A 26734-nucleotide genomic window follows, 5' to 3' on the forward strand; every position below is an offset into this window, starting at 1 on the left:
CGTAGAGTTGTTCGCTTAGGTCGAGTGTGGCGATGTTCGAATTGATAAAGGAATGGAACCTTCTGTGCCACTTAGTCGCCACGATTGTGATGGTTGGCATCATCTGGTTTGTGCAGATTATCCACTACCCATTGCTTGCGGCGGTTGGCGGTCCCTTTTTCTCCGCCTACGAAAAGCGACACATAGAGTCGACTTCGTTGGTCGTGATCCCGCCTATGCTCGTCGAAGCGGCGACTTCGTTGGCGTTGATCTGGATTCGCCCCACTTCGATCTCGACGTGGATGGTTTGGCTGGGAGGAGTCTTGCTCGTCACCATCTGGACATCGACCTTCTTGCTCCAGATGCCGTATCACGAAAGGCTTGCCCAAGGTTTCGATCCGGTTATTCATCGGCGCTTGGTTTTTACCAATTGGATTCGGACTGGGGCGTGGACTCTTCGCGGGATGTTGGCTCTTTGGATGGTCCATGCGGCGCTGTAGTGACTTCTAAGGAACCGTCATGCAACGATAGTAATTCCAAATCGAATGCACCCACGATGGCTCGTTATCAGTAAGAACACAGGGACGTTCGAGCTACATGAAGCAGTTTGTTTGTAAGTTCCTTCAGCCCGATAGGCTTTATCATATACTGGTCAAAGCCTGAATCCGCAGCACGTTTGAGAGTTGCCGCATCGGAACTGCCAGACAATGCAATCAGCACGATACCCTGCAGATCGACTTGACTACGCAGTCGACGAGCCACCTCAAAACCATCGATTCCTCGCATATGCAAATCAACGATGACGATATCGGGACGTATGCGATGAACAAGCTCGATCGCTTGCTCACCGTTTTCTGCCACCGATACCTCCTGATGCATCCTATTCAACAAAGCAGATACGAGGAATCGAATGGATCGATCATCATCTACGACCAAGATGCGAAAGATCGGTAAGTTCGGGTCCACTTCCTGTTTCGGAAGGGACTCAGCTTGCGAATCGTCCAACAAATCCGTCTGGGGCTTCGTCGTGAGTGGAAGCTTTATGGAGAATGTGCTCCCGCGTCCCAATCCTTCACTCGACGCTTCGATGGTTCCTCCGTGCTGCTCAACAATGGATTTCGCCAATCGCAGTCCTATCCCTAGGCCTTCCCCTGCACCAAACCCGTGATTCTCGGAGCTTCCTTCCGTTCCAAAAATGGTGCTCAGACGTTCAGCGCCGATTCCACGACCATTATCGGATAGCCGAATCACCAGTGCGCCTGCGTCTTGCTCAGCGGAGATAGAAATCTGACCTCCGCGATCGGTGAATTTCACAGCATTATGCATCAGATTCGCAAAGACCTGCGTTAATCGCGATTCGTCGCCCAATACCCAAATGGGTTGGTTTCCAAGATCGACGGACAATGTGTGACCGAACGACTCTGCGAAGGGACGAACCTCTTCACTGGCGTTCCAGATCGATGATCGTAAGTCCATTGACTTCCGATGGATCGACTTCCTCTCCTTTGCACGTTGCCCAATTCCAAGTAGATCATCGCACAGCCGAGTCAACTGTTTCACCTGTCGACGCATGATTTCCAACAAACGATTTTCCAACTGTGGATCTTCACGAGAGGTCGGCCAAACTTCCAGTGCATAGGTTATCGCGCTCAGTGGGTTTCGCAATTCATGACCGAGCATTGCCATCTCCTCCTCCGACGATTTCGGTCGAAGAGTTGTTGGCTGTTCGCTCATTTCGACCACGCGATCCTGCTTCAATCTAGGGCAATGACTACTGTTCATGGTCAGTAGCTTCCTTGTAAAAGTGTGTTCGTACCCGAATCCATTGCGGCTGGTACGGCCATCATTCTTACGTACGCTTGGGAAATGGCGAATCGAGAGATCGATTGTTTTCTGCTGGCGGATTTCTCCATACGCATTTGGAGGTTCTCTCGATGTCTCCATTCACGGTAACGACATAGAACTAGCCATGCAGATCACTCCTGTACTGAAAAAACTGTCGGATATCAAACATGCCACCTACTTTAAAAGTTGTAATCATCAAGCCCAGCAAGTACATGGCTGATGGCACGGTGGAGCGATTTCATCGCGGATTCATGCCCAATAGTACGGTTCCACATATTCGAAGTATGGTACCTACTGAGGTCCGTCAACAGCGAACTGAAACACGAGCAATCGACGAATATGTCTACACGGATCTCGACTATCTGAGCTTGCTCGAACCGACTCGGCATTCTCGAACCCTGGTGGCGCTAGTCGGTGTCCAAAGTCATCAGTTTCATCGTGCGCTCGATCTCGCTGCACTTGCACACCGGAATGGATGCCAAGTAGTGATAGGCGGGCCTCACGTTATGACCTGTGATACCTCGATGTTCCATGGATGTGGCGTGAGCTTTGCGCAGTGCGAAGCAGAACTCGTATGGGATGAGGTATTGCAGGACGCAGCATCCGGTGAGTTAAAGCCTCTATACGGAGTTGGCTTGCGATGGCAAGAAAACCTTGAGTCACCCGTATTGACTCCACCCAACCGGAAAGAGTTAGGAAGGTACATTGTGCCGATGCTTGGGGTTTATCCGGCGAGAGGATGTCCCTTTCTGTGTAACTTCTGCTCCGTTACGAAGATTGCTGGCCGAAAGATTCGCAGCCAAAGCATCGAAACGACCATGGCAAGTTTGAGGGCAGCCAAAGCCGTTGGCGTCAGCACGGTCATGTTCACGTCTGATAACTTCAACAAGTATCCGCAGGCGGAAGATTTACTGCACGCGATGATTGACGAAAAGCTCGGAATAAAGTTCTTTGTTCAATGTGATACACAGATATCCAAACAAGAGTCGCTGGTCGAACTTCTTGCTCAAGCGGGATGCTACCAGATCTTTGTGGGCGCTGAATCGTTCGATCGAGCGACATTGATCGCTGCCAACAAGAAGCAGAATCGTCCCGATACCTATCACGATATCGTTCGATTGTGTCGAGCAAATGGAATCGCTTCGCACTTTTCTAACATTATTGGATTCCCAAATGACACCGAGGAGTCGATTCGAGGTCACCTCGAGGTGCTGCGATCTATCTCTCCGAATTGGGCGTCTTTCTATATACTTTGCCCGATCCCCGGTACGGATCAGTATGATGATTTCATGCGAGAAGATTTGATAACGGAATCGAATCTAGATCGCTTCGATACCACCTGCCTCACATGGCGACATCCCCATCTTTCACCGACTCGACTTTCCGAACTTCTTTATAATTGTTACCGTGAGTTTAATACACTGGGACATTCACTAAAGAATATTCATAAAATAACCCGCCGAAATGGAAGAGGAAGTCTCGGGGAAAAAATTGGAAGTCTAGCGATGTCTTCCTTCATTCGTTACTGTGCTTGGCGCCATACGCATCCCATGTCTGGTGGAGTCTTGCGAGCAAAACAAGATCATGTGAGCGATTACATCGGTTTTCGCAAGCGTGTATTCGGTGTGGAACTAGCTCCATTACCGAAAAGCCTGAGCACGCACAGCATCGATCGCACTTTAGAATCAACCCCGAGTGTGGCAGGCGATTTCATTGCCTCTCCAGCACTCACAATCCTTTAGCTGACATAGGAATTTTGCCAATGTTGCAAACCATTTTGATCGTTTTATTGATCCTGTTTCTTGTGGGTGGGATCGGAACGCTCCCCAATTGGTCGCACAGTCGAAGTTGGGGATATGGCCCAAGCGGCGGATTCAGTCTCGTCAGCATCGTCCTTGTGGTGTTGCTTATTCTGTTGCTCACTGGCCGCATCTAGGGATCGTTTCGCGGATCTATGCGATCGCGAGAGCTTCCAGTCAAATTCGGTGTGATGCCGCGAACGGATTAAAATACGCTTGCAGCGATTGTCGTAAGCGTTTCTCAGAGAGGATACGTTGATGTCATCGGTCACCGCGGAAGAGATCAAGTCGGGCATGGGAGCTATCCCGCATACAAAGGGAGTTTCTTTCCGAGTTTGGGCACCCCATGCCGATGCGGTTTACATCGCAGGCTCGTTCAACGCGTGGGACCCGGGTGGTATGCTCATGATCAAGGAGGGGGCTGGCTATTGGTATGCTGATGTTGCAACCGCTAAGATTGGCGACGAGTATCGTTATCGCATCGTGAACGGCAACAAGACCATGATGAGGATCGACCCCTATGCACGTCAGGTCACCAATTCCATTGGGAATGCAGTAATTCACGACTCACACTTCGACTGGGGGGATGACAACTTTCGACTGCCACCTATCAATGAACTCGTCATTTATGAGATGCATTTGGGTACTTTTCACGACACCCAAGACGATTCTACAAACGGTTTCGATGAAACACTACAGAAGCTCGACTATCTAAAAAAACTGGGTGTGAATGTTATCGAATTGATGCCATTAGCTGAGTTTGGAGGGTACTCATCGTGGGGATATAATCCTTCGTGTGTCTTTGCAGTGGAAGGCAATTATGGAGGTCCCATTGCATTCAAACGCTTTGTGAAAGCCGTTCATCAAGCTGGGATGGGGTTGATTTTGGACGTGGTCTACAACCATTTCGGTCCGAGTGATTTGGACCTATGGCAGTTTGATGGATGGAGCGAGAATGGCTTCGGCGGAATCTATTTCTACAACGACTGGCGCTCCGAAACTCCGTGGGGTGCAACTCGTCCTGACTACGGACGAGGGGAAGTGCGCCAGTTCATTCGCGACAATGCGATGATGTGGCTGGAAGAGTATCATGTCGATGGCTTACGTTTGGACATGACCTTTTTTATGCATCATGTACGTGGCGATGGCGATCCCGGTGGAAATCTACCCGATGGATGGAGTCTCACTCAATGGATTAATCGTGAAGTGCACAGTAGATTTCCTGGACGCATTACGATCGCGGAGGACATGCGGACCGACGATCGAATCACCAAATCTCCAGATCAAGGGGGAGCGGGCTTCACTGCGCAATGGGGAGCGAAATTTGTTCATCCGATTCGAGAGGCTGTCATCACTACGAACGACGAACAAAGGTCGTTGGACAGCGTTCGCAAGGCGCTCGAAGGAAGCTATAACGGCGACCCTTTTCAACGCGTTGTCTTTAGTGAATCGCACGATGAAGTGGCAAACGGGAAAGCTCGCATTGCTACCGAAATCGATCCTCAGAATCCTGACAGTTGGTTTTCGCAAAAGCGTACGACATTAGCTGCAGCCTTGGTTCTCACCGCGCCTGGTATTCCGATGCTGTTTCAAGGGCAAGAATTTCTTGAAGATGGGTGGTTTCAAGATTCGGTTCCGCTGGACTGGGGCCGATCGGAGACTTTTAGTGGGATCGTTCGTTTATACCGTGATCTTATACATCTTCGGCTCAATCGGTTCGGATCGACAAAAGGTCTTACAGGTTCTGGCCTAAACACCTTTCACCAGAACCAGGCCGATAATGTGCTGGCATATCACCGTTGGCACCAGTCGGGCGCTGGGGATGATGTCTTGGTGGTTTGTAATCTGTCTCACAAGCCGCACCACGCTTATCGCCTAGGATTTCCTAACTGCGGTACTTGGTGCGTGCGGTTCAATAGCGATTTCAATGGATACAGCAAATCCTTCTCCAACACGATTTGCGATGATGTGATTGCGAATCGATTGAACCAAACCGATCCGCTAGCGTCGCAGTGGCGAGACGGATTTCCAAACGAAGGATTGATTCACATTGGGCCCTACAGTGTGTTGATCCTGTCGCAGGACAAGACCTGATAACGCTAGTAGATTTACTTTGTGATCATGGAGCGGCAACAATCAGGAAGCTTGCCTTGACATGCGAGATTCCTTTTGCATTATCCGTTCGTTACTTTGCTTTCGTTGTAAAAGCGTCGGCATCCTTCCTCATCTTGCCACTGTCGATCTCTAAGTTGAAGTTCGTCTTGCTTTGTTCGTTGCCACCGGTATTCGTCACCGTGAACCACTTTTGATAGAAACCGCCAGCTACGATTACGATCAAGATCAGAAACAAAAAGAGGAGAAGTCGCTTCATGATAGGTCCTTGTCTCTCTTGCCAACGCCCTTATCACCTTTGCCGCGTCCCTCTCCATCATTACCCTTGCCGCGCACGGGCGGCTGGCCCTTTTCGACTCGCGGAGGCCGCGGTTTTGGTTGAACTCTAGGGTCGGCAGGGGGAGCCGCGATGACTTTCGGTGGTGCTTTGCCAGGCGCCAGCTTTTGGATCGGCGATCCCACAATCGTCGAACGCGGGATTCGAGTGCGCATAGGAGTCGCCTTGCTATCGGTCCGACCGCCGGCGCGACCCGTGACATCCGATTCCCATTTGAGTCGTTGTTCGTTCAAGGCCCGAATTTCCGACCCTCGTTTGCTAAGTTGCTGTCGAGCTTCTGGAGCAAGCGGCTGTATACGATGAGGTAACGCCTTGGATTGGGACAGTTCCTCTAAGGTCGTACCCACACGAAAACTATCATCCGCAACAGTTCCGCCTTGCGCAAATCTCTCCCGTTGGGACCTCAAATCGCGTGGAGGTCGATTGGGCTCATGGTCTCTTCGGCGAGTGTATTCGGTTGCCATCCGTTGATTCCATTGCTGGTCATTCCGATGCTGCCAACGTTGTTGGGCGTAAAACGGATCGTACCCCGAATTGCGGTTGTTGAAGGAAAACCAGGGTGAAATGCCTTGGGTTGCATAGTTTGCGCCATAGTAATCACCAAAGTAATAGTGGCCATAACTGGGTCTTAGGAAGAGGTGATTGGAGAATACGTTCGGGTTGATGACTGTTACGGGCGAATAGCGAAAGTCTCGCTGTGTGTAGGCACTGGACCTGAAATAAACGGGTGCGTACAAAACACCTCGACGATTCACGTTGTAGTCAAAATATCCGTCCACGAAGACATAGCCTCGAGGCGTCCAGACATAGCGGGCTGGAATCCAATTCCAATCGTCTTGGCCAGGCGCCCAATAACCGGGGCGCCACGCATAGCCATTCTGCTGCCAAACCCAACTCCCAGGCAACCAACTATGGTCTGCGGAGGGAGCCGGTACGTTTGGGCCCGCTTCGACCGTCGCTGGTGGTTCAGGTAAGTACTCAATCTCTTGTAAACTAGCATCGGCCCAATACCCCGACGTCCATTGAGCGCCCTTACCAGCCGGTGCCCAGTATCCTGGAATCCATTGTCGATCGGGGGGCGCAGCTCGCCAAATTCCACTGACCCAAATAAAGTCTTCCCTATCGTCATCCCATGCCCAATATCCTGGGATCCATGTGATGTTGTCTCCCTCAGGTTGCTGCTCTGGAGGAAGTTCCTCGATAGCAGCAGGAGGCTTTTTCGGAATCGCAAGCCCGGGTTCGGGATCGAACACAATCGTCTCTGCGAATGCTTCATGCACGGGGCCACGGGTCAGGATTTCTACTTCATTATCGGCTGGCGCCACGCCAACTTGAGCGATAGCCGGATTCATGAAAATAGCAAGGTTGAAAGCTATGGAAGCGGCAATGGAGTACCACCTGATCTTTCCTATTCGATACATAGTTAATATCCGATCATAATTGTTGTTTCGTTATTTTGTTCCATCTGTCTGTTGCGCCAGTGGCACATTCCAGCCTATTTACTTATCAACCCCAAAAGCGTCCTCGTCCTGCTCCGTTAAAGACGAAGGACAACACAGCCAGAACAAGGAAAACAACAAATAGTATTTTGGCAATCCCCACGAAGGATCCTGCGATCCCTCCAAATCCCAGAACGGCTGCGATCAATGCAATAACCAAACAAGCAATTGCTAACTGTAGCATGATTCATTTCCTTAAAGTGCTCATGGTAATTCTCTATGCGTTGGATGAAGCTACCTGCCAACGGAAGAGGTGCACTCCAGCCGAAGCCGACGGAGAAAGCCCAATCGTCATTGGGAATGGCCCCCACCAACGCCGGCTTTCTCTGTCTGTCTTCACTTGTCAGTTCACTCTGACGAGATTGAGGGGATTACTTCCCCAGTTTCGCAGTTCTGGTCACGGAACTGTCGGAAAGACGTTCCATCAGACTGGATGCTGCCTTCATATGCGCGTCATTTTTGGCAAGACTCGCCTTGATGAAATCCTGCAATTCTCCCGTGGTATGGCGTTGCAGTACCGTAAGGCTTGAGTGCATCATCCCATGCTTCGCAATTTGCATACCCACGAAGCAGGAATCGAATTCCTCCCCTTCTTTCTTGCTGAGCATTTCCTTCCCGTCCTTCAGGCACTGATCGGAAATTTCTTGGTGAATCTGCAAGAAGTCGACTTCATTCGGGTTGCTGTTCGCAACTGGCGACACTTGGGTGCTTGTTTTCTTACCTGCAGCAGCTTTGGTTGCTAAACCTTTTAGCTCCTCCAGGCATTCTTGGTGCGACTTTTCCAAAGTAGTTGCCAAACCTTTGACGTCCTCATGGGTCGCCCTCTCCTTCGCAAAGCTCGCAATCGCAACCACTTCCTGGTTGGTAATTGCAAGGCATTTTGCGAAGATTTGTTCCTTCGACAGTCGAGTTTCCAGTGAAGAAGTCTGGTTCGCCTGCTGCGTTTTGGCTGCAGATTGCCCCGGCGATGCTTGTTGTGCACTAAGCGAACCAGCCGAGAGGAGTGTTGCAAGTGTCGCTATGGTGATTTGGAATTTCATGGTTGTTACCCTAGGTTTCAAAAGTGTTATTAAAGAGTTGGCGTGTTTGGTCGATTGGGAAATCCAATCGAAATAATTGGCTTGATGCCAAAACGTTACGCATTTGCGAGCGACGGAATATGTTTTCCGCAGTCCACGGCTAGTATTTTTGTCTCATCATCCTCACTCATCGTCATTCGAATCGTTGAACCCGACTTGAGGTCCGATAGCTTGGCTTCCTTTCCGTCACAAGTGACCTTTACTTCCTTGGCGACAGTGTAGTTGTGCTCGTTACCGTTCCCGCAGGTAGATTTGATCTTGTCACCTGAGACCTTAATGAGCTTCTCGTCGCACGAATTCCCTGCCACCTTGGCGTTGTCTGTCTTCATTTCCAATCCCTTTCAATGTATGGCGATACTGTACCCACGATTCAACGCATCAAGTGACGTTGAATAAAGCATGGATACTTGGCCATTGCGTTGATTCTTGCGTGGACCGTCCACGCAACCTATCGATGGAATCGTGAAAGCTGCATGGCGGATGTGACCATGCGAAAACCCATTTGCCTGGATTGCATCGCACTCTCTCGACAAAACTGGTACAGTTGACGGTTTGTCCCAGACCAGTCAGCACAGGATGGACTTGAAGCATGAAAAAAAGTCCAAAGGTCTTGCAAATGGATTCGAGCAATCCCTCCAAGCAGATTGAGCGTTCAAGCATGGACGCAATAGTGCCAGTGCCAATAATTGCAAATCCACCAGAAATCTCATCCAGTACGTATCCCATTGCTGGACTAGTTGCTTCTGCGGGCGGGTTAGACGCATTTAAAAAGTTCTTTTCTGCGATGCCTGGCGACAGCGGTCTTGCCTTTGTACTGGTTCCGCATCTCGACCCATCTCATGAAAGTATGATGGTCGAATTGCTAGGGAAATTAACTCCCATGCCTGTGATGGAGGCCAAGCAAGGAATGGCAGTTCTTCCAAACTGTATCTACATTATTCCTCCGAATATCTTTTTATCGATTTCGGGAGGATTGCTACAACTGAATCTCCCGCCAGCAGGTCATGGTTGGCAAACTTCCATCGATTACTTTCTGCGATCGCTCGCTGATGATCAAGGTGAGCGAGCGATTGGCATTGTTCTATCTGGGACCGGCAGTCACGGATCGCTTGGTATCCGTGAGATCAAGCTTGCTGGAGGTATGGTGATGGCTCAGAAACCGGAGACGGCGGAGTATGACCAAATGCCACTCAATGCGATTAGCACTGGTGTCATCGATTACGTGCTACCTCCAGAGCAGATGCCAGCAGCGCTTTTGAAATACATTCAGCAGCCATACCTTCGCCAGCATAGCGACGAAATGGCGCTTGCCGAGCAAGCATCCGACTTGCTCAATCAAATATTGGTCATATTGCAATCTCAAGCAAAGTACGATTTTCGCCCTTATCGCAAGCCAATGGTGTTGCGAAGGATCCAACGGCGTATGGGAATTGTCCAAATTGACAATTTGTCTCATTACCTAGAATTCCTTAAGGAAAAACCGGAGGAAATCACTGCGCTCTACAAAGACCTTTTGATTAGTGTGACCGCGTTTTTTCGAGACCCCGATGCCTATCAAATTCTGGAAAAGGAAGTCATCCCGGCATTGCTGGCTCAACACAACAGCAGCCTTCCGATCCGAGTTTGGGTGGCCGGTTGCGCAAGCGGCGAAGAAGCATATTCCATTGCGATGTTATGGATCGAGGCAATCGAGATCGCAAAGCTATCGTTTGCAATTCAAGTGTTTGCGAGCGACATCGATGCGAGCGCAATTGACGTAGCGCGTGCTGGTATTTATCCAGCCAGTATCGCGGGTGATGTTTCTCCCAAAAGACTCCGAGCATTTTTTACGATGCTCGATGAGAACCACTATCAGATCAACAAAAAACTGAGGGAATCGGTTGTATTCTCGCACCAAAACTTGATTGGTGATGCCCCCTTCTCGAAGATTGATTTGATTTCTTGTAGGAACTTGCTGATTTATCTTGAGCCGGAGATGCAAAAGAATGTGATTGCACTTTTTCACTTCGCACTGGTGGCGGGTGGCTACCTTCTATTAGGTCCATCGGAAACGATTGGTAGATCCGGCGAACTGTTTGAGACGGTCTCCAAAAAGTGGCGAGTCTTTCGAAGACTCGAATCGGTGAAACGCGACGTCATCAATATACCACTTCGAAAGTCCACGGAACCGTACCGGGTGATTGCTTCGAGTTCGCCTTCGGCACCCCACCGCAAAAGCTTCAAGGAAATCACAGAGCAACTGATTCTAAACGAACATGCTCCAGCAGCAGCGCTCTGCAATCACTCGCTGGAGGTTCTCTATGTGACGGGTCCGTTGGCCAACTTTCTCGAGTTTCCCAGGGGCGAACTCACGAAAGATCTACTGGCCATGGCGAGGCCAGGCTTGCGTACCAAACTGCGGGCCGCTTGCCGGAATGCCATCCAGGAACGCAAGACCATCGTTACAAAAGATATTCGAATCAATCGTGGTGGTCAGTACTTCAAATGTTCGGTTATAGCTAAACCATTGGCGGAGCCTAAAGAAGTTGCAGGCCTTTTATTGGTTCTTTTCTATGAGTCTTTGCCCTTCTGGGAAACTGAGAAAAGCGGTTCCTCAGCGTCCACATGGATTGGAAGTGAATCCGTTCAGGACGATGATTCGCCGTTGACGCAGCAGCTTGAAATGGAACTCAAGTCGATGAGCGAAGAATTGAGGAGTACCGTTGAGGAAATGGAAAGCTCGAACGAGGAACTCAAAACCTCGAACGAGGAGATCATGTCTGTCAACGAGGAACTTCAATCGGTCAACGAAGAATTAGAGACCTCAAAGGAGGAATTGCAGTCGCTAAATGAGGAACTTTCCACAGTCAATGGCCAGCTGCAAGAGAAGGTGAACGAACTGAAGCAATCCACAGAAGATATGACGAACCTAATGTCGAGTACGGAGATCGCGACCATATTTCTCGACGAACAATTGCGCATCAAGCTCTTCACTCCTCCAACCAAATCCTTACTGAATCTGCTTTCAACCGACGTTGGCCGTCCGTTGAAGGACATTGCACCCAAGTTCGCGGATGATTCGATGATTCAAGAGTGCCGCGATGTGCTCGAGACAGAGAAAGCGCTCGAGCGAGAGCTGAAAACGGAGGATTCCAAACACTTCCTACGTCGAATCCTACCCTATCGTTCCTCGGACAATTTCGTCAGTGGAGTCGTTATTACGTTTATCGACCTGACTCAGAGGAAGAATTCGGAGGCAGTGCAGCGGGAAACGGATGCTCGACATTTCGCAGAGCTCTATGAAGGAGCTGAAAGACTGCAGGCGATTCTCAATGCCGCTGCAGATGCGATTATTACCATCGATCTGCAAGGAAAGATCGAAAGTGTCAATCGAGCTACGGAGAGCCTTTTTCAGTACCAACGTGACGAGCTTATTGGCAAAAACATCGCGTCGTTGATGCCATTCTTGCTCGCTGCGGACCAAGATCAAAACCGAGAAGCTTCAGCGACCATTGCAGATCGGTTGGTTGGGCTCCTCGGAGATCACTGCGAAGTACAAGCGCACCGAAAAGATGCCTCGACCTTCCCTGTAGACCTTGTCTTAAGTAGGGTTGATCACCTTCGTCTCTATACAGGAATCCTGCGAGACATTACGCTCCGAAAGCAACTGCAAGCCCAAATTCTGGAGATCGCTACGAATGAGCAATCAAGAATCGGCCAAGAGCTACACGATGGAACGCAGCAGGAGTTGACCGGTCTCACTCTGTTCGCCGGCGCAATCAACGATTTTCTGGATAGAGCCACACAAAAAAAAGACAATGAATCGGTAGAATGGCGACTTCAAGATTTGGATTTTCAAAGGATTAAGCAAGCACTGGCGAAGCTTACATCCGGTCTGATTGAAGCCAACCAGCATATTCACAAGCTTTCGCATGGTATCATGCCTGTCCAGATTGATGCAGAAGGGCTTCGATCAGCCTTAGCCGAGCTCGCAGCCTCCACGAACGCGACGCAAAAAGTGAATTGCAGTTTCGATTTTCATGGGGCTGGCACCATTCGCAGCAATGCCGTTGCTACTCAGCTTTACCGTATTGCTCAGGAATCACTTACCAACTCGCTCAAACATGGCAAAGCGAGCAATATTCAGATATCTCTTGCTCAGGAAGCGGATCAGACCATTCTTGAAATTTCCGACAATGGAGTGGGCTTTGACCTTCAGACCATCCCAGGAACTGCTTCCGAGGGAAGCGGATTTGGGCTTCGTATTATGCGATACCGAGCGAATACGATCGGTGGAGACCTTCACGTAAGTCGAAATAACAATAACGGCACGTCCGTCCGTTGTGTCATACCAACATTAGGTACAATAGCATGACAAACCTTAATCCCAAATCGAGAATCCTGATCGTTGACGACCACCCGTTGATGCGGGATGGATTGACAATGCGAATCACCTCTCAAACCGATCTGGTTGTCTGTGGGGAAGCCGCGACCGAAGAGGAAGCTCTTACGCTCGTCAAGAATCTCTGCCCAGATCTAGTTCTTATCGACATCTCGCTGAAAAGTGGAAATGGAATCGAACTCGTCAAACGAGTCCGTCTACTCAACGCAACGACCAAAATGTTAATCGTCTCAGCGTTCCAAGAATCGCTTTACGCAGAACGAGCCCTTCGAGCCGGAGCGCTGGGTTACCTGGACAAGCAAGAATCGAATGAAAAACTCATAGAAGCGATTCGGACCGTGTTGAGGGGCGAACGCTTTGTGAGCGCAGAGACAACACAACGACTTGTTTCCCAGGCTTTGGGAAAACGCAGCATGACCGACGACCCCCTTGCAGCACTCACAGATCGCGAATTGGAGATCTTTAGGTTGATCGGTGCTGGACTCAGCACGAGCGCCATTGCCGATCAGCTTTTTTTGAGTACTCACACCGTGGATACGCACCGCGAGAACATGAAAAGAAAGCTTGGCGCAAAAAGTGGTGCCGAGCTCAACCGCCAAGCGATTCAGTCTATGCTGCAGAGTGGCTGAACAGGGGACCGGACGGGACCGAGATCGAATCCGTTTGGCCTCAGTGCTGTCCCATTGCTCTCAGATTTTGCGAGCTAGTAGATTTTGCTATGCCCATTTCGAAGATTCCTCGATGTTCCTTCGTCCTACCCCGCGCTAAAACTAGATGCATAGGGCAAGTCGACCAAGTAAGGAACTGAATCTTGAATCAAGCATTGGCCATTTCTCGGGCAAAAAAGTCCAAGGATTTCTACGAAGCGGTCGCTTCGCATCCCCAAGAAGAATGGCCGAAAGTTGCATCTTGGATCGATATTGCCAGCCTTGCGATGCAGCAGTTGCGGTCCTGCAGTCATCCCGAAGTTCGACAATTGCAATGCGTGGCGGAAGCGGGAAAACTCATCATTCGTGGTGAGGTGAGTTCCTATTATCTAAAGCAGCTTGCGCAAGAGACGTTGCGATCTTTGAATGGCAAACACCGCATCATGAATCAATTGGACGTTGTATACAAAACTTCCTCTATATCCATTGACCATCAATCCTAGGAAGCGACTCTATGCCAATTAACAAGCGTGTTTTTCACTGCGCGATATGTGGGAATGTCCTGCACGTCCACAACGCATCGCAGACGGCTACATGCTGCGGCCATCCCATGCGCCTGGCATTTGAGGAGTTCGGAGTTCCGAGCAAGGGCGGTGTTAAAAGCAGCGAGGAGGTTCCCTCCGAGAGCCATGGCAATCATCCCGACTTCAGCGAAAGGTTGCCAACCGTCCATGGGGCTAACAATTAGTTCACGGACTTCACAAACACACTAGCGCTTACCCCCCCATGACACAGCCCACGCCATGACTTACAGTGTGAGCGATCTCTTCACCTCGCAACGACCGAGGTTCATTCATACTGAAATCACGGGCTTTCAACACAGTTCGGCTCTGACGCTAAACGGCAAATCTCCTTCTGTGAGATCTGGATCGCCTTCCAGTATGGACCGATAGTCCTAGAAACACCAAGTCGAGTCGGATCAGTCCCGACCTGCCCCTTATGCAGACTAAGTATTTGCGCGTAGCGTGATCTTCGTCTCGCAGCTGGGATTCCACCGTCCCACGTTACGACTAAACTCACTCGTTTTTCGGATCGACCGGAACTTTGGAAGGCTAATGATGTTGGGATTGAGATGGAAAAGCCCTCCTCAGTTTGTCGCAATTGCCAAACCCTATTGGTATTCGGAAGACAAGTGGAAAGCTCGGGTACTGTTGACGCTTTTGGCTATATTGCTTTTGGGCAACACTGCCTTCAGTGTACTTCTCAATGAACAGGCCGGCGAATTCACCTCCGCGCTCGCCGCGCAAGATTCAGAGCGATATTGGATTTCCATATTCAAATCGGCAGGTCTTTTTACCGCGGCGGCACCTATTTACGTCTTCTATTACTTTGTTCGGGACAAACTCGTCAACTATTGGCGTCGTTGGCTGACGCACAATTTTCTCGATACCTACTTTCGCAACCATGCTTTCTATAAACTTGCTTTCAATACGGTGATCGACAATCCGGATCAACGCATTGCGGAAGATATCAATACTTTCACTCTCCGATCTATTTATTATTTTTTACTGGCCATCGAAACAGTGCTGCAGTTGGTGGCCTTCAGTGGCGTCCTTTGGTCGATATCTAGATCCTTGGTGTTGTTCTTGGTAGTCTACGCCACTTTTGGAACGTTGGTCGCTAGTGTCATTTTCGGCAGAAGTTTGGTGACTTTGAATTTTTCCCAGTTAAGGCGCGAAGCCGATTTTCGATTCAGTCTCATTCGTGTCCGGGAAAATGCGGAGTCGATCGCGTTTTACCGTGGTGAAGCTCCCGAGGCGAACAACATAAAACGAAAGTTTGCGGAAGTCTACGGAAACTACAACCGCATTATCAATTGGCAATGGTTTTTGAATCTATTCCAGTACTCTTACAGCTCTGTCACGTTGATACTGCCTGGAATCGTGCTTGCTCCCCAGGTTTTATCCGGTGAGATTGAAGTTGGCCGAGTCGTACAAGCCGCGGGTGCATTCGCAGCGATCTTCGCAGCGTTAACTGTAGTCGTCAACAATTTTGATACGTTGAGCCGATTCGCTGCAGGTGTCAGTCGTTTGGTCAAGTTTTCCAGTTCCCTTGAGAACTCGGCTCTCTGTCGCAGTCCGGACAAGGAGGTGATCACGATGCTGAATGGAGATTGTTTGGTATTGGGCAAGCTGTCACTGCAAACACCTGACTACAAACGGACGTTGATTATCGACCTTTCCATTGAGGTGAAACCAAAGGAAGGGTTGCTCATAGTTGGAGTCAGTGGAGGGGGCAAAAGTTCCTTGCTTCGAGCTATTGCTGGTTTATGGGATGCAGGAAGCGGCACGATCATGCGGCCTCCACTGAGCGACGTTTTTTTCTTACCCCAGCGGCCCTACATGGTTATCGGTACTCTGAGGGATCAGCTGCAGTACCCTGGTGACCGAGAGCGTACGGATGAAGAACTCCGTAGTGTGCTCAGCACAGTCAATTTGTCCCAGTTGCCCGAACGATTGGGAGGGCTGGATATGGAAGCAGATTGGGGCAAGATCCTGTCTCTTGGCGAGCAGCAGCGAGTCGCATTTGCACGTGTGCTTTTAGCTGAACCGCAGTTCGTTATCTTGGATGAGGCGACTAGCGCGTTGGATTCGAAGAATGAAGACATGCTATACCAAACGCTGCTCGATTCTGGCATGACACTCGTTAGTGTCAGCCACCGTCTTAATGTCGTGAAATTCCATAAACATGTTTTGACTCTCCTAGGAGATGGACGATGGCAAGTTTCGCTTGCTAAAGATATGGTCGCACCGTGACCACTACGAGCAAAAAAATGGATACTGGCGCAACCGCAACGAGACTTCTGGGACGTGGATGGGAAGAGAAGCTGCCGATAGTCATAAGGGGCTAGCGGAATCCGCCAGTGTGTAAATGGGAGAGGCTTCGATTTCTGATCGGGGGAATCGCTAGACAATAAGGGCCATCCGAGAGTCGACCAGTTACTGCGATTATCGCGAACCAAGTCCAAATCCGCGCACTTCCATGAAGGCGAATCGATTCGTGAGGAGTGTCTATACCGATGGCAAATCTCGTCCCGGTCGCGAAATCATCTTGGATACTAAACTTAGCATCCATCATCGTCGTTATCTCAGCGCTCTACTTTGCAAAAGCATTGCTCGTCCCCATTGCGCTGGCAGTTTTGTTGAGTTTTGCACTCAGTCCAGTATGTCGTTGGCTGGAATCCTTTCAGTTTGGAAGAATCCCTGCAGTTTTGACCACTGCCTTTATGGGCTTCACAATTCTCGGTATCGTCGTCGGATGGGCTGTCCTGGAGCTGGCGAGCATCTCGTCGAAGATTCCGGAATACCAGAAAAACCTCGCGACGAAGTTCCGATCTGTGAATCGTCATGCAGAGCAGTTTTTGACAATGGTGGCTGAGGTAGTAGGAGGATTAAGCAGTGGTGCATCTTCCGTCGGCGAACTGGAGGCCCCGCACGGAACCGTCGAATTTCCCTTTGCGGTCCGGATTGTGACGTCTCCACTCAGTCCATTACAAGTCTTTGAGGGTGCATACGGAACTCTCGCTGAGGTTTTCGGATCGTCTGCAATCGTCATCGTACTCGTGATCTTTTTTCTTCTTCGTCGCGAGGATTTACGTGATCGATTTATTTATTTGGTCGGAAAAAATCGTGTCACGCTAACCACGCAAACGATGCAGGACGCTGCCACACGGGTTAGTCGTTATTTGTCGACGCTATTTCTGATCAACCTAGCATTCGGAATTTCGGTTGGCGTCGGGTTGCACCTGATTGGTATTCCAAGTGCGACCCTCTGGGGTATTCTGGCCATGACTTTGAGGTTTGTCCCATACATTGGCCCTTGGATCGCGGCGGCAATGCCTATCGGAATATCTTTCGCGATTTCAACGGGTTGGATGGCGCCCCTGTTCACCGTTCTTCTTTTCGTTTTTCTCGAACTCTTGAATAACAATATTCTTGAGCCGTGGTTCTATGGTAAAAACACGGGCGTCTCACCCGTCGCGGTGCTCGTCGCGGCGTTCTTTTGGATGTGGCTGTGGGGGCCCATCGGGCTTTTGCTGGCGACCCCGTTAACAGTATGTGTTCTCGTCGTCGGGAAACATGTGCCAGAGCTCTCGTTTCTTGACATATTGCTTGGGAGCGAGCAAGTCTTCGAAATGAAAGAACGCATCTATCAGCGACTTCTGGCTGGAGATCAGGACAAAGCCGTCGAGTTATTTGACGAATTTGTTCAGCAGACTTCGATTGTCATTGCCTATGACACCATCCTCATACCCACCTTGGCAAGAGCGGAGATCCACTGGCAATTGGGTGAATTGAAGGAGGAGAAACACAAATTCATTTTGCAGAGCATCCGGGATATCATTCAGTATCGGAGCGAGCGAATCAAGGAGTTGGAGACCAAGGTGCGAGGAGGGAAAACTGGTACTTCGGGAATGGTCGTCGAAATCGCGGGAGTTGAACGGCAACCGGAAAGGTCTATCATCTGCCTACCAGCTCGAACCGAGGCGGATGAGATTACTGCACTGATGCTTGTACAACTTTTGGAAGAGGAGGGCCGCGAAGCTCAGACATTACCTGCATCCACATCGGCGGTGGAAATGGTCGAGAGTGTCGCTCAAAGTGACCATGCCATAATCTGTGTCGCAGCCACTCCTCCAACTGCAGTGATGCATAGTCGTTCTCTTGTTCGACGGCTGTACCAACGACTTCCCAACGTGCAACTGCTTGTAGGTCTATGGGATGCACAAAGAGATCTGAGCCAGGCAAAGGAACGCATCGGTGGCAAGGTGATCGTCGTTGGGAACATGGCGGATGCAATCTCGCAAATACAAATACACGCGTGCGCAATTTCCCCAAACCCTTAGCGAGCGATCGATAACATAACGATCACACAACAAGCAACGCACTCTGGGCCAAAGCACGAGGTTGGTTTCATGGGGATGGTTTCGGCGTGGCGGATTTGGAAACGAGATAACGCAGCTCGACGAACCCGGAACCTCGCTGGTGAACGGATTGAAGTTGGAGCTGTGGAGGGAGGATTTGCCGAGGAAGGACCGGTTTACCCCTCCCCAAGGTGACGGAACCGATTTGGATTATCACTTCATCGAGCAATCCCGAATCGTAAAACTGTCCCACCAAATCGCCCCCTCCCACGATCCAAAGGTTCTTGCCCTCGGCCGATCTTTTCATTTGGTGATGTACAGGGATCACATCACCGCGCACAAAACGCAAGTCAGCATCCTCGATGCGTGGCAAGTCGCGCGAGGAAAAAATCCATGTCGGCTGGGTATAGGGCCAAGCGGAACCCGTTTCGGTTTTGACTTGTTCGCTATTCTGAACCAACCAAAGGTAGGTCGAGGCCCCCATCGCGAGGGCACCAATCTGCGAAATGAACTCGGGGTAACTTGAATCCGTTGGATTTCCCAGCGCGAAGAGCCACTGTAGAGAATCATCTTCTGTGGCGATAAAACCGTCGAGACTGGAGGCGGTGTAGTAGATCGTTCTCATGGTGGGGCGATTTCGGAATTCGAAAGCCAAGATTTGGGGGCAAGAAAGGGAGCGACAGAGTGAGAGTGTAGCAAATTCACGTGCGCGGTCCTGCGTTCTTCCTGGGGGCCCTGCGGCATTGGCTCGGGGGGCGTCATGCGGTAGAACATGGTTCCTCTTTCCTTCACCCTAAAGTCCACGATCTATGGCCCCTCATCTTCGCAATCGACAGCAACGGCTTTTTCGGGAACTTCAGCATCAATCGATCGAGCGGCTGCTGATCACCTCCCCTTTTAATGTGACCTATCTGACGGGATTTACCGGTGAAGATAGTTTCTTGTACGTCGAAGGAGAGACGCTGACCATTTGGAGCGATGCTCGTTACGAGGAGCAGGTCACCGAAGAATGCCCCGAGCTGGCGTTGGAAATCCGGAAGCCCACTGAGCTTTTGGTGGATGCGATCCCCAGATGGCTGGGTAAGAAAAAAGTGCATGCCCTGCATGTAGAAACAGGAATGACCAGCTACGCCCAATGGGAGAGATTGAGCCAGCAAATGGGCTCCCAATCCCTGACGCCTTGCAATGGCATCATCGAACGATTGAGAGAATGCAAGGACGAAGTGGAGCTAGCTGCGATCGAACGAGCCATCCACATCGCCGAACGCGCGTTTCTCGCGATGCGGTCGATGCTTGGCGATGATTGGACCGAGAAGAAGGTAGCGGACACACTCGAAGCCAATATCCGCCAACTTGGAGGAACAACTAGCGCCTTCAAATCGATTGTAGGGGTGGGACCGCGAGCCGCATTGCCGCACGGCCGCCCCTCATCCAAAACCATCTCGGAGGACCCGTTCGTGCTGGTGGATTGGGGAGCCAAAGAAGATCTGTATTTAAGCGACATCACACGTGTCATTCTGACCGGCAAACCTTCTTCCAAACTGCAAAAGGTCTATCAGACCGTTTTGAATGCACAGGTGGCTGCTATCAATGCGATCCGACCAGGAGTATGGATGAGTGAGATCGATGCGATTGCCCGTGGCGTGATTGAGCAAGCGGGATTTGGTAAACGGTTCACCCACTCACTGGGGCATGGATTTGGATTGCAAATCCACGAAACGGTTCGGTTGGCTCGCGGGCAAGATCGACCGTTGGAACCGAACATGGTCGTGACCGTCGAACCTGGCATTTATTTACCTGGAGTGCTCGGGGTACGCATCGAAGACGATATTCTCGTAACCAAAGACGGGCATCGCGTCCTTTCCCATTTACCCAAGGAGTGGGACGAAATTGCTTAATGGGACTGTTCATCCTGATCGTTCGTTGCAGTTAGGAAGCCTACCATGAACGAACCTTGTAGGGCGTCAACGTCGCGCCAGCCTCCTTCGTGGCTACCCGTCTTGTTGATGGGGCTCGGTGCCGGCTTTTATTGGATAGGGCTCCCTCCGCTCAAGCAACCATGGGCTGGTTATGTGGCTGCATTCTTTTTTGCAGCTGCGACCTATGCACCTTGCGAGTGGAAGCGTTCGACCCTGCTCGGTGTCTATGGAGTGGCCTGTTTGCTTTGGCTGGGATTGCTGCAGGGCATCCGACTCGCCTATTGGCCTCTATATGGTGGATGGATTGCACTGAGTTTGTACGTCGCCATTTATCTACCCGTTTACATGGTGATTGGTCGGTCGCTCCGAACAAACTTTCGCATCCCGTTTCCCATCGCGTGTGCGGTGAGCTGGACAGGCTTGGAACTGATCCGTTCCTATGTTGCGACTGGCTTCTCGGCTTGCATGCTCGCCCATTCGCAAACGCCGTGGCCACCTATGCTCGGAATCGCAGCACACTTTGGAATGTTTGGTGTGAGCTTTTTTGTAATGCTCTCCGGCGCATCGGTTTGTTTCTTGTTTGCGAAATTTCTGGAACGCAATTGCGAGGATCGACCACAAAGTTCTAGAGGGGAACGATTTGCTGCTTCTCTCGCAACAACCGTCTGTTTGGTGTGGGTTGCAGGGTCGATCATCAGCTACCTTCGTTACGATCGGTTTTTAGCGGAGCACGAGCCAATCAAGCCGCTTGGACGGTTGTTGCTGGTGCAAGGCAATATGCCGACAATGTTCGAATCGGACCCTGAAGGATTGCGGGTCTCGTGGTCGGAGTACGCGAGACAGACGAGGAAATCGATCTCGGACGAATTGGATCAGCGCATCGACGCGGTCTTGTGGCCAGAGAGCACGTTCGACGATGGCGTTCCACTGCCCGGGTGGTTTGACTGGGATGGTACAAGCTCCTTTCCTCCCGACTGGCCCAACGAACCTGCAGAACTGGTAGCCGTGATCGAGAGACGACTGCGTGAGAAGTGGGCTCGATTGACTCCCACCGCCCCATTTCCAACAACCTATCTCGTTGGGTCTGGGGTTCTTCGGCTGTCAGAGCAAGGATTGCGGAGATACAACGCCGCCTTGTGGATCCAGCCACCGGACGTGGTAGACGCAACACCGAAGGTCGACTACTACAGCAAACGGCATTTGGTTATGTTTGGCGAGTATATTCCGTTGGCCGATTGGTTTCCCGGTTTATTGGCCTCCTTTGGGCTAGGGGCGTTGGACTCTGGCGATCGCTTTGTCGCGTGGAGTCTTCCGTCGGGGACTGTTTTGGCGCCGAGTGTCTGCTTTGAAGACGTGGTACCTCAGTTGGTGCATCGGCAAGTGGTGGAGTTGAGCGGGCAGGGAAGAACACCAGATCTCCTGGTCAACATCACCAACGACGCTTGGTTTCGCGGCTCCAGTTTGTTGGATCACCACTTGAACAATGCGATCGGCTGTGCCGTGGAGAATCGCAGGCCGCTGCTCGTCGCAGCGAACTCCGGTATATCCGCTTGGATTGATGGTAGTGGTCGCATCGTTCGTTCGCTCGGTCGTTTCGAAGAGGGGACAATCTTGGCCGAACCTATTCCGGATGCGCGATGGGGACTTTGGCAACGCGTGGGGGATCTTCCCGCACGAGGGCTTGCGTTTGTCGCAATGATGCCGCTCATCCGTTCGATCATGCGGTTTTTCTATTTTCGTTTCTCATCCAGAGTGAGACGAGGCACTCGACCAACATGATCCCAGCGAAACTGATCGCCAAGAAGCGAGATGGGCACGAATTGTCGACCGACGAGATTCGGGATGTGATCGCCGCGTATGCGAAGGGAGATTTGCCCGAGTACCAAATGGCAGCCCTCGCTATGGCGATTTATCTTCGCGGAATGACCGATAGGGAAATCGTCGACCTCACGATGGCGATGGTGGCGTCTGGTGATACGCTTGCACCGGTTGGATCGGCGCCACGAGTCGACAAGCACTCCACGGGAGGGTTGGGAGACAAGACTTCGTTAATCATCGCGCCGATGCTGGCATGTCTTGGGTTTCATGTCCCGATGGTCAGCGGGCGAGGTTTGGGCATCACTGGCGGAACGCTTGATAAGCTGGAAGCAATTCCTGGCTATCGAACCGATCTCAGCGAAAAAGAGATTAGCAAACAGCTTGATCAGATTGGGTGTGTCATCACCGGTGCAACGGATCGTTTAGTTCCAGCAGATCGCAAACTTTATGCCCTTCGCGATGTGACCGCGACTGTGCCGTCGATTCCGTTGATTTCCGCGAGCATTATGTCGAAGAAGATCGCCGAATCACTTCAAGGTCTGGTCTTAGACGTCAAATTCGGGAGCGGTAGTTTTCAGCGAGACGCAGCGCAGGCTCGGGTGCTCAAGTCGAAATTGCAGAAGATCGGCGAGTTGGCAGGGGTTAGTACGGTTGCACTACTTTCCGATATGACGCAACCTTTGGGGGAAATGATCGGAAATGCGTGCGAGGTGTTGGAAGCCATAGACGTGTTGCAGGGGAGAGGGAGTGCTACGGTTCGAACTCTCTCGATTGAACTTTCGGCTCGATTATTGAATCGCCTGGATCCTTCCTGCGACTTGTCGGCACAGAGGCAAAGGCTGATTGGTTTGTTGGAGTCGGGAGAAGCGTTCGCGAGATTCGAGCAGATGGTTGCAGCGCAAGGAGGAGATTGGAAGCGCATGGCCCCGCTGGAAAAAGAGAATCCGGTTCTGGCATCCGCTTCGATGCGTGGTGTCCTGACCGAAATCGATTGCCTGACAATCGGGTACGGGATGATCGATCTTGGAGGAGGGCGTTCGAAAAAGGAAGATGCGGTCAGGCCGGGAGTCGGGATTCGATGGTTGTCCCCTCTCGGCACCGTGGTCACGCCAGGGCAAACACTCGCTGTCATCTATTCCAATGAATACATGGAAGCGTCCGCAGTGGGGGAGTCGATCAAAAAAGGATTAAAATTCGATTCCCGAAGCACGCGAGAATTTCCGCCTCTTTGGGATGCGAACTGAGCCTATCCAACCATGCAAAACGACGAAAGTACACGAACGATTGAAGAAGACTACCATCCTTTAGATCCCAACATTGTCGCAGCGGAACGCATAGTCGGTGCAGTTGTTTTGGCCGCGATGGTGGTGTTTGGTTTGATCGGTTGGCTATTGATTGCGTTTTTGGTCTTGGACGGCATCGGGTGGCAGTCCTTGCTATGCGGACTGGGAATCGCTTCGTTCCTCACAGGGCTTGCAGTTCTCTTCTGGTTCGATCCATTGTGGAAGCACCGTACAACCCGATGGCGTGAAACGGATGGGGGATTTGAATTGAAACGTGGGTACATTTGGTGGCATCATATATTTGTTCCTAGGGAGAGGATTCAACACACGGATGTCGTGCAAGGACCCATTCTGCGGCGCTTTGAAATGGCAACCTTAGTCATCAACACGGCCGGTACTCACGAGTATTCGATCAGTGTCGAAGGATTGCCCTTGAAGCAGGCCGAGGCGCTTCGGTCTTCCCTGTTGCCGCGACGCAGGAATCCATTGAGCATCGCAGAAGGTCCCGAGCCTGCGATTCCCGTCTCTCGTCCGGCGTCGGGTACCAGCACAGGCGAGCCATCGGACGCAGTGAGCGCGATCGAATCCAGTACGGTCCCTGAACCTTGGGTCCCCGAACCTTTGGAGCCCGAACCTTTGAAGCCCGAACAGGTGGAATCTACAGAGAAGCCCAATCGATTGGGACCCGAGCATGAACAATCCTAACTCCGCATTGGAATCTTCAGATAGGCGTTCACTCCATCCACTTTCGCTGGTATTCGATATCGGAAGCCGAATCCGAGAGAATCTAATTCCTGCATTGTTTGCAGGTTTCTCGGTAGCAACTGGGGGAATGATCGGTCTGTATGTCGGATTCTCGATCTTTGCAATCGCCATCGGCTTCTCGATCGTAAGATTCTTCACTTACCGGTACACGCTTACAGACAGCGAACTGCAGATTGATTACGGATTATTGTTCCGTACACATAGGTCGATTCCAGTCGACCGAATTCAAAATATAGATTCGGTCCAGAATCTCTTCCATCGTTTGTTCCGTGTTGCCGAAGTCAAAATCGAGACCGCTTCGGGGAGCGAGCCAGAAGCGGTCATGAGAGTCCTCGGTATGGAGGAGATTGATCGGCTGCGCGAACGGTTGTTGACCCACTCAGAGCCATATAGGCCGGCAAGCGATGGTCCAGAGACCGTTTCGGGCCTTGCTGAAACGATTCTAGAAAACGCGGCCGAGCCCTCTACTTTACCTGCCGAAACGTTGGTGTTGGAGCTGCCACTGCGAGTATTGCTTCAAGCCGGTTTGCTGAGTAACCGTGGGCAAGTGCTAGCGGCGGTTCTGATCGGCTATTTGTTTCAAACCAATTCGTTTTCTGGGGACTGGTGGACCGGCAAAGAGAACTCGGCGCAGAGAGCGTACTGGCGGAATCGCATCCGGGAGTTTTGGTCCAGCGCGGTCCAACAATCGGAGTCGGTTGGATTTGGAACTAGCTTCTGGCGGAGCGCGTTACTACTCCTCGTCATCCTGTTTGTTCTATTGCTTCTCTTTAGACTCTTCGGCATGGCTTGGTATGTATTGAAGTTTTCGGGTTATCGATTGACGAGTAGGGGGGATGAGTTGCATGTCCAGTGCGGACTTTTCACGCGAGTATCTGCGACGATTCCAAGACGCCGCATTCAAGTCATTTCGGTGCACCGAGGTTGGGTTGCGAGGCTATGCGGACTCGCGTCGATCCGGCTCGAGACCTCAGGGGGAGGGATGGGGAGCGAAGCGGAGGACGCTTCCCAGACCATTGGTCGGAGGTGGTTCGTCCCCATTTTGAAGGAAGCCGATTTGAATTGCGTATTGCGATCCATCGATCCAGAGCTTCGGTGGGACCTTCCGTCGATCGATTGGGTGCCCCTGGCAAGCAATGCGGGTTGGCGGATGATTCGATCCCTCTGGATCACGACAACACTACTGCTTGGTGTCGTCGGAGTGATCGCATGGTTTCTAGATTGGCGATGGATGGCATGGGGGGGAGCGATCGCAGCGGTATTTTTGGTGGCGGGGACGATGCTCGCGCGACAGCGAGCGAGGAGCAGGAAGTTCGCTCGATGGGGCAAGTTCTTCTTGCTTCGCGGTGGACTGCTGCTTCAGAAGACTTCCATTGGGTTTCAAGACAAGATTCAATCGGTATCGCTTCGCGAATCCCCGTTCGATCGACGTTGGAAGATGGCATCCATTGCGATCGACACCTCGGGCGCAGGCGTCGCGGATCACGAACTTAAAATTGAACTCCTCGACGTTGAAAAGGCTCGACTAGAGTACGAGGCATTGCGCCAATGGAATAGTCTGATGACTTCTCAGATCATCCCTCCACACCCCCCTTGCACCCATCCCAAAATTTGAATGACTGTCGTGGCTTAGAATTGCGATCGCAGTTTAGCCCTTTCTCGTTCGCCGATATCCAATAAGTATGAAAGCAGAACCAATCAAAATCAAAGACCCAGGCTCCGGCACTGCCGTGACAGAGAACTGATTGTAAAAAGTCCCCGCACTGTTTCCATGTGTCCCTAAATCTTCTGGAAATCCATCTCCAATCACAGAATTCACGGGCCCGCCAAACTGCATCGCGTCCGGAACAAATCGAAATTGAAAATCACCAGACGCACCTGCATTTATATCGAATGAAATGGAGAACATTCGAGTTAGCGTTCCTGGTACTAATGTACTACCGCTGTCGATGGCGTTGGAGACGATGATATTGTGCCCTGGAACCGGATCCGCTTGAATTAAACTTGGGTCAATAAAAAGACCAAAATTGGCTGGAGGCGGATTTGAAATCATTCCACCTGTGAAGTCGACGGAAAAGTTAGAAAAAATGGATGGGATCGTTGTTGTATTACCAATCTGGAATGCCAGCGAGTAGGCTTCGATCCTCGTTGGAGATCCGACTGTCGTGTCGGAAGCATGAGCCCAAAGCGTTGCACGTGACCCTGCAAGAAAGGATTGATTACTGCCAGATCCATCTTGTGAACCAAGACTCACTAAGAAGTCTGCATTCGCGACTTTTTCACCGTGCAAACATAATGCAAGTGTCAAAAATGTTAATTTCTTTAGCATGTTTAGAGATATCTCAAA

23 protein-coding genes are annotated in these 26734 nt (G+C 51.0%); 15 read left to right on the top strand and 8 right to left on the bottom strand.

Annotated features, from left to right (window positions below; translation table 11 throughout):
- Positions 1–32: 32 nt before the first annotated feature.
- Positions 33–479, top strand: coding sequence for a hypothetical protein (locus tag SH467x_RS15310; protein ID WP_482367976.1), 447 nt, complete (start codon positions 33–35; stop codon positions 477–479).
- Positions 480–546: 67 nt separating this feature from the next.
- Here SH467x_RS15310 and SH467x_RS15315 read toward each other — a convergent pair whose 3' ends face one another.
- Positions 547–1761 carry an ATP-binding response regulator gene (locus SH467x_RS15315; RefSeq protein ID WP_482367977.1) on the bottom strand — a complete coding sequence of 405 codons (1215 nt, stop codon included), beginning with the start codon at positions 1759–1761 and terminating at the stop codon, positions 547–549.
- A 230-nt stretch (positions 1762–1991) separates the two neighbouring features.
- Here SH467x_RS15315 and SH467x_RS15320 point away from each other — a divergent pair, with 230 nt between their 5' ends.
- From SH467x_RS15320 to SH467x_RS15330, 3 genes are all read left to right on the top strand, one after another.
- Positions 1992–3566 (top strand): B12-binding domain-containing radical SAM protein, encoded by a 1575-nt coding sequence (locus SH467x_RS15320; protein ID WP_482367978.1) that lies wholly within the window; start codon positions 1992–1994, stop codon positions 3564–3566.
- Between the two features lie 20 nt (positions 3567–3586).
- Entirely contained in the window at positions 3587–3760 is a 174-nt protein-coding gene (locus SH467x_RS15325) for a DUF3309 family protein (RefSeq protein ID WP_482367979.1), read from the top strand.
- Between the two features lie 121 nt (positions 3761–3881).
- A complete protein-coding gene (locus SH467x_RS15330) occupies positions 3882–5717 on the top strand; it encodes an alpha-amylase family glycosyl hydrolase (RefSeq protein ID WP_482367980.1) in 1836 nt (611 codons plus the stop codon).
- A 91-nt stretch (positions 5718–5808) separates the two neighbouring features.
- Here SH467x_RS15330 and SH467x_RS15335 read toward each other — a convergent pair whose 3' ends face one another.
- The 5 genes from SH467x_RS15335 to SH467x_RS15355 form a co-directional block, all read right to left on the bottom strand.
- Positions 5809–5994, bottom strand: a complete 186-nt coding sequence (locus SH467x_RS15335) for a hypothetical protein (RefSeq protein WP_482367981.1) — start codon at positions 5992–5994, stop codon at positions 5809–5811.
- Positions 5991–7424: a hypothetical protein gene (locus SH467x_RS15340; RefSeq protein WP_482367982.1), complete on the bottom strand. Its 1434-nt coding sequence runs from the start codon at positions 7422–7424 to the stop codon at positions 5991–5993. Before SH467x_RS15340 ends, SH467x_RS15335 begins: the two co-directional genes overlap by 4 nt.
- Positions 7425–7578: 154 nt before the next feature.
- Positions 7579–7755: a DUF1328 domain-containing protein gene (locus SH467x_RS15345; RefSeq protein WP_482367983.1), complete on the bottom strand. Its 177-nt coding sequence runs from the start codon at positions 7753–7755 to the stop codon at positions 7579–7581.
- A 187-nt stretch (positions 7756–7942) separates the two neighbouring features.
- Complete coding sequence (locus tag SH467x_RS15350) at positions 7943–8611, bottom strand: DUF4142 domain-containing protein (protein WP_482367984.1); 669 nt, start codon at positions 8609–8611, stop codon at positions 7943–7945.
- A gap of 95 nt (positions 8612–8706) precedes the next feature.
- Positions 8707–8979 carry a hypothetical protein gene (locus SH467x_RS15355; protein WP_482367985.1) on the bottom strand — a complete coding sequence of 91 codons (273 nt, stop codon included), beginning with the start codon at positions 8977–8979 and terminating at the stop codon, positions 8707–8709.
- A gap of 341 nt (positions 8980–9320) precedes the next feature.
- Between SH467x_RS15355 and SH467x_RS15360 the strand changes: the two genes are divergently transcribed.
- The 6 genes from SH467x_RS15360 to SH467x_RS15385 all read left to right on the top strand — a co-directional run bounded on the left by SH467x_RS15360 (position 9321) and on the right by SH467x_RS15385 (position 18584).
- Positions 9321–13004 (top strand): chemotaxis protein CheB, encoded by a 3684-nt coding sequence (locus SH467x_RS15360; protein ID WP_482367986.1) that lies wholly within the window; start codon positions 9321–9323, stop codon positions 13002–13004.
- Positions 13001–13660 carry a response regulator gene (locus SH467x_RS15365; RefSeq protein ID WP_482367987.1) on the top strand — a complete coding sequence of 220 codons (660 nt, stop codon included), beginning with the start codon at positions 13001–13003 and terminating at the stop codon, positions 13658–13660. Before SH467x_RS15360 ends, SH467x_RS15365 begins: the two co-directional genes overlap by 4 nt.
- A 182-nt stretch (positions 13661–13842) precedes the next feature.
- The gene (locus SH467x_RS15370) at positions 13843–14181 is read left to right on the top strand and encodes a BON domain-containing protein (protein ID WP_482367988.1); all 339 of its coding nucleotides are present in this window, start codon (positions 13843–13845) and stop codon (positions 14179–14181) included.
- Between the two features lie 11 nt (positions 14182–14192).
- Positions 14193–14426, top strand: a complete 234-nt coding sequence (locus tag SH467x_RS15375) for a hypothetical protein (protein ID WP_482367989.1) — start codon at positions 14193–14195, stop codon at positions 14424–14426.
- Between the two features lie 367 nt (positions 14427–14793).
- Positions 14794–16494: an ABC transporter ATP-binding protein/permease gene (locus tag SH467x_RS15380; RefSeq protein WP_482367990.1), complete on the top strand. Its 1701-nt coding sequence runs from the start codon at positions 14794–14796 to the stop codon at positions 16492–16494.
- Between the two features lie 263 nt (positions 16495–16757).
- Complete coding sequence (locus SH467x_RS15385; protein WP_482367991.1) at positions 16758–18584, top strand: AI-2E family transporter; 1827 nt, start codon at positions 16758–16760, stop codon at positions 18582–18584.
- Between the two features lie 67 nt (positions 18585–18651).
- Here SH467x_RS15385 and SH467x_RS15390 read toward each other — a convergent pair whose 3' ends face one another.
- Complete coding sequence (locus SH467x_RS15390; RefSeq protein ID WP_482367992.1) at positions 18652–19227, bottom strand: dihydrofolate reductase family protein; 576 nt, start codon at positions 19225–19227, stop codon at positions 18652–18654.
- 184 nt (positions 19228–19411) lie between these two features.
- Here SH467x_RS15390 and SH467x_RS15395 point away from each other — a divergent pair, with 184 nt between their 5' ends.
- Genes SH467x_RS15395 through SH467x_RS15415 form a run of 5 tightly spaced genes read left to right on the top strand, consistent with a single transcriptional unit; the run spans position 19412 to position 26002 of the window.
- Positions 19412–20500, top strand: a complete 1089-nt coding sequence (locus SH467x_RS15395; protein WP_482367993.1) for a M24 family metallopeptidase — start codon at positions 19412–19414, stop codon at positions 20498–20500.
- A 45-nt stretch (positions 20501–20545) separates the two neighbouring features.
- Positions 20546–22300, top strand: coding sequence for an apolipoprotein N-acyltransferase (gene lnt, locus SH467x_RS15400; RefSeq protein WP_482367994.1), 1755 nt, complete (start codon positions 20546–20548; stop codon positions 22298–22300).
- Complete coding sequence (locus tag SH467x_RS15405) at positions 22297–23583, top strand: thymidine phosphorylase (protein WP_482367995.1); 1287 nt, start codon at positions 22297–22299, stop codon at positions 23581–23583. Before lnt ends, SH467x_RS15405 begins: the two co-directional genes overlap by 4 nt.
- Positions 23584–23595: 12 nt before the next feature.
- A complete protein-coding gene (locus tag SH467x_RS15410; protein WP_482367996.1) occupies positions 23596–24327 on the top strand; it encodes a PH domain-containing protein in 732 nt (243 codons plus the stop codon).
- Positions 24314–26002 carry a PH domain-containing protein gene (locus tag SH467x_RS15415; RefSeq protein WP_482367997.1) on the top strand — a complete coding sequence of 563 codons (1689 nt, stop codon included), beginning with the start codon at positions 24314–24316 and terminating at the stop codon, positions 26000–26002. The genes SH467x_RS15410 and SH467x_RS15415 overlap by 14 nt, the downstream gene beginning before the upstream one ends.
- 33 nt (positions 26003–26035) lie before the next feature.
- Here SH467x_RS15415 and SH467x_RS15420 read toward each other — a convergent pair whose 3' ends face one another.
- Positions 26036–26716, bottom strand: a complete 681-nt coding sequence (locus SH467x_RS15420; protein WP_482367998.1) for a PEP-CTERM sorting domain-containing protein — start codon at positions 26714–26716, stop codon at positions 26036–26038.
- Between the last annotated feature and the right edge of the window lie 18 nt (positions 26717–26734).

Source organism: Brakhagea slesvicensis (assembly GCF_052161625.1).
In the GTDB taxonomy this organism is placed as follows: domain Bacteria; phylum Planctomycetota; class Planctomycetia; order Pirellulales; family Pirellulaceae; genus JBKCUI01.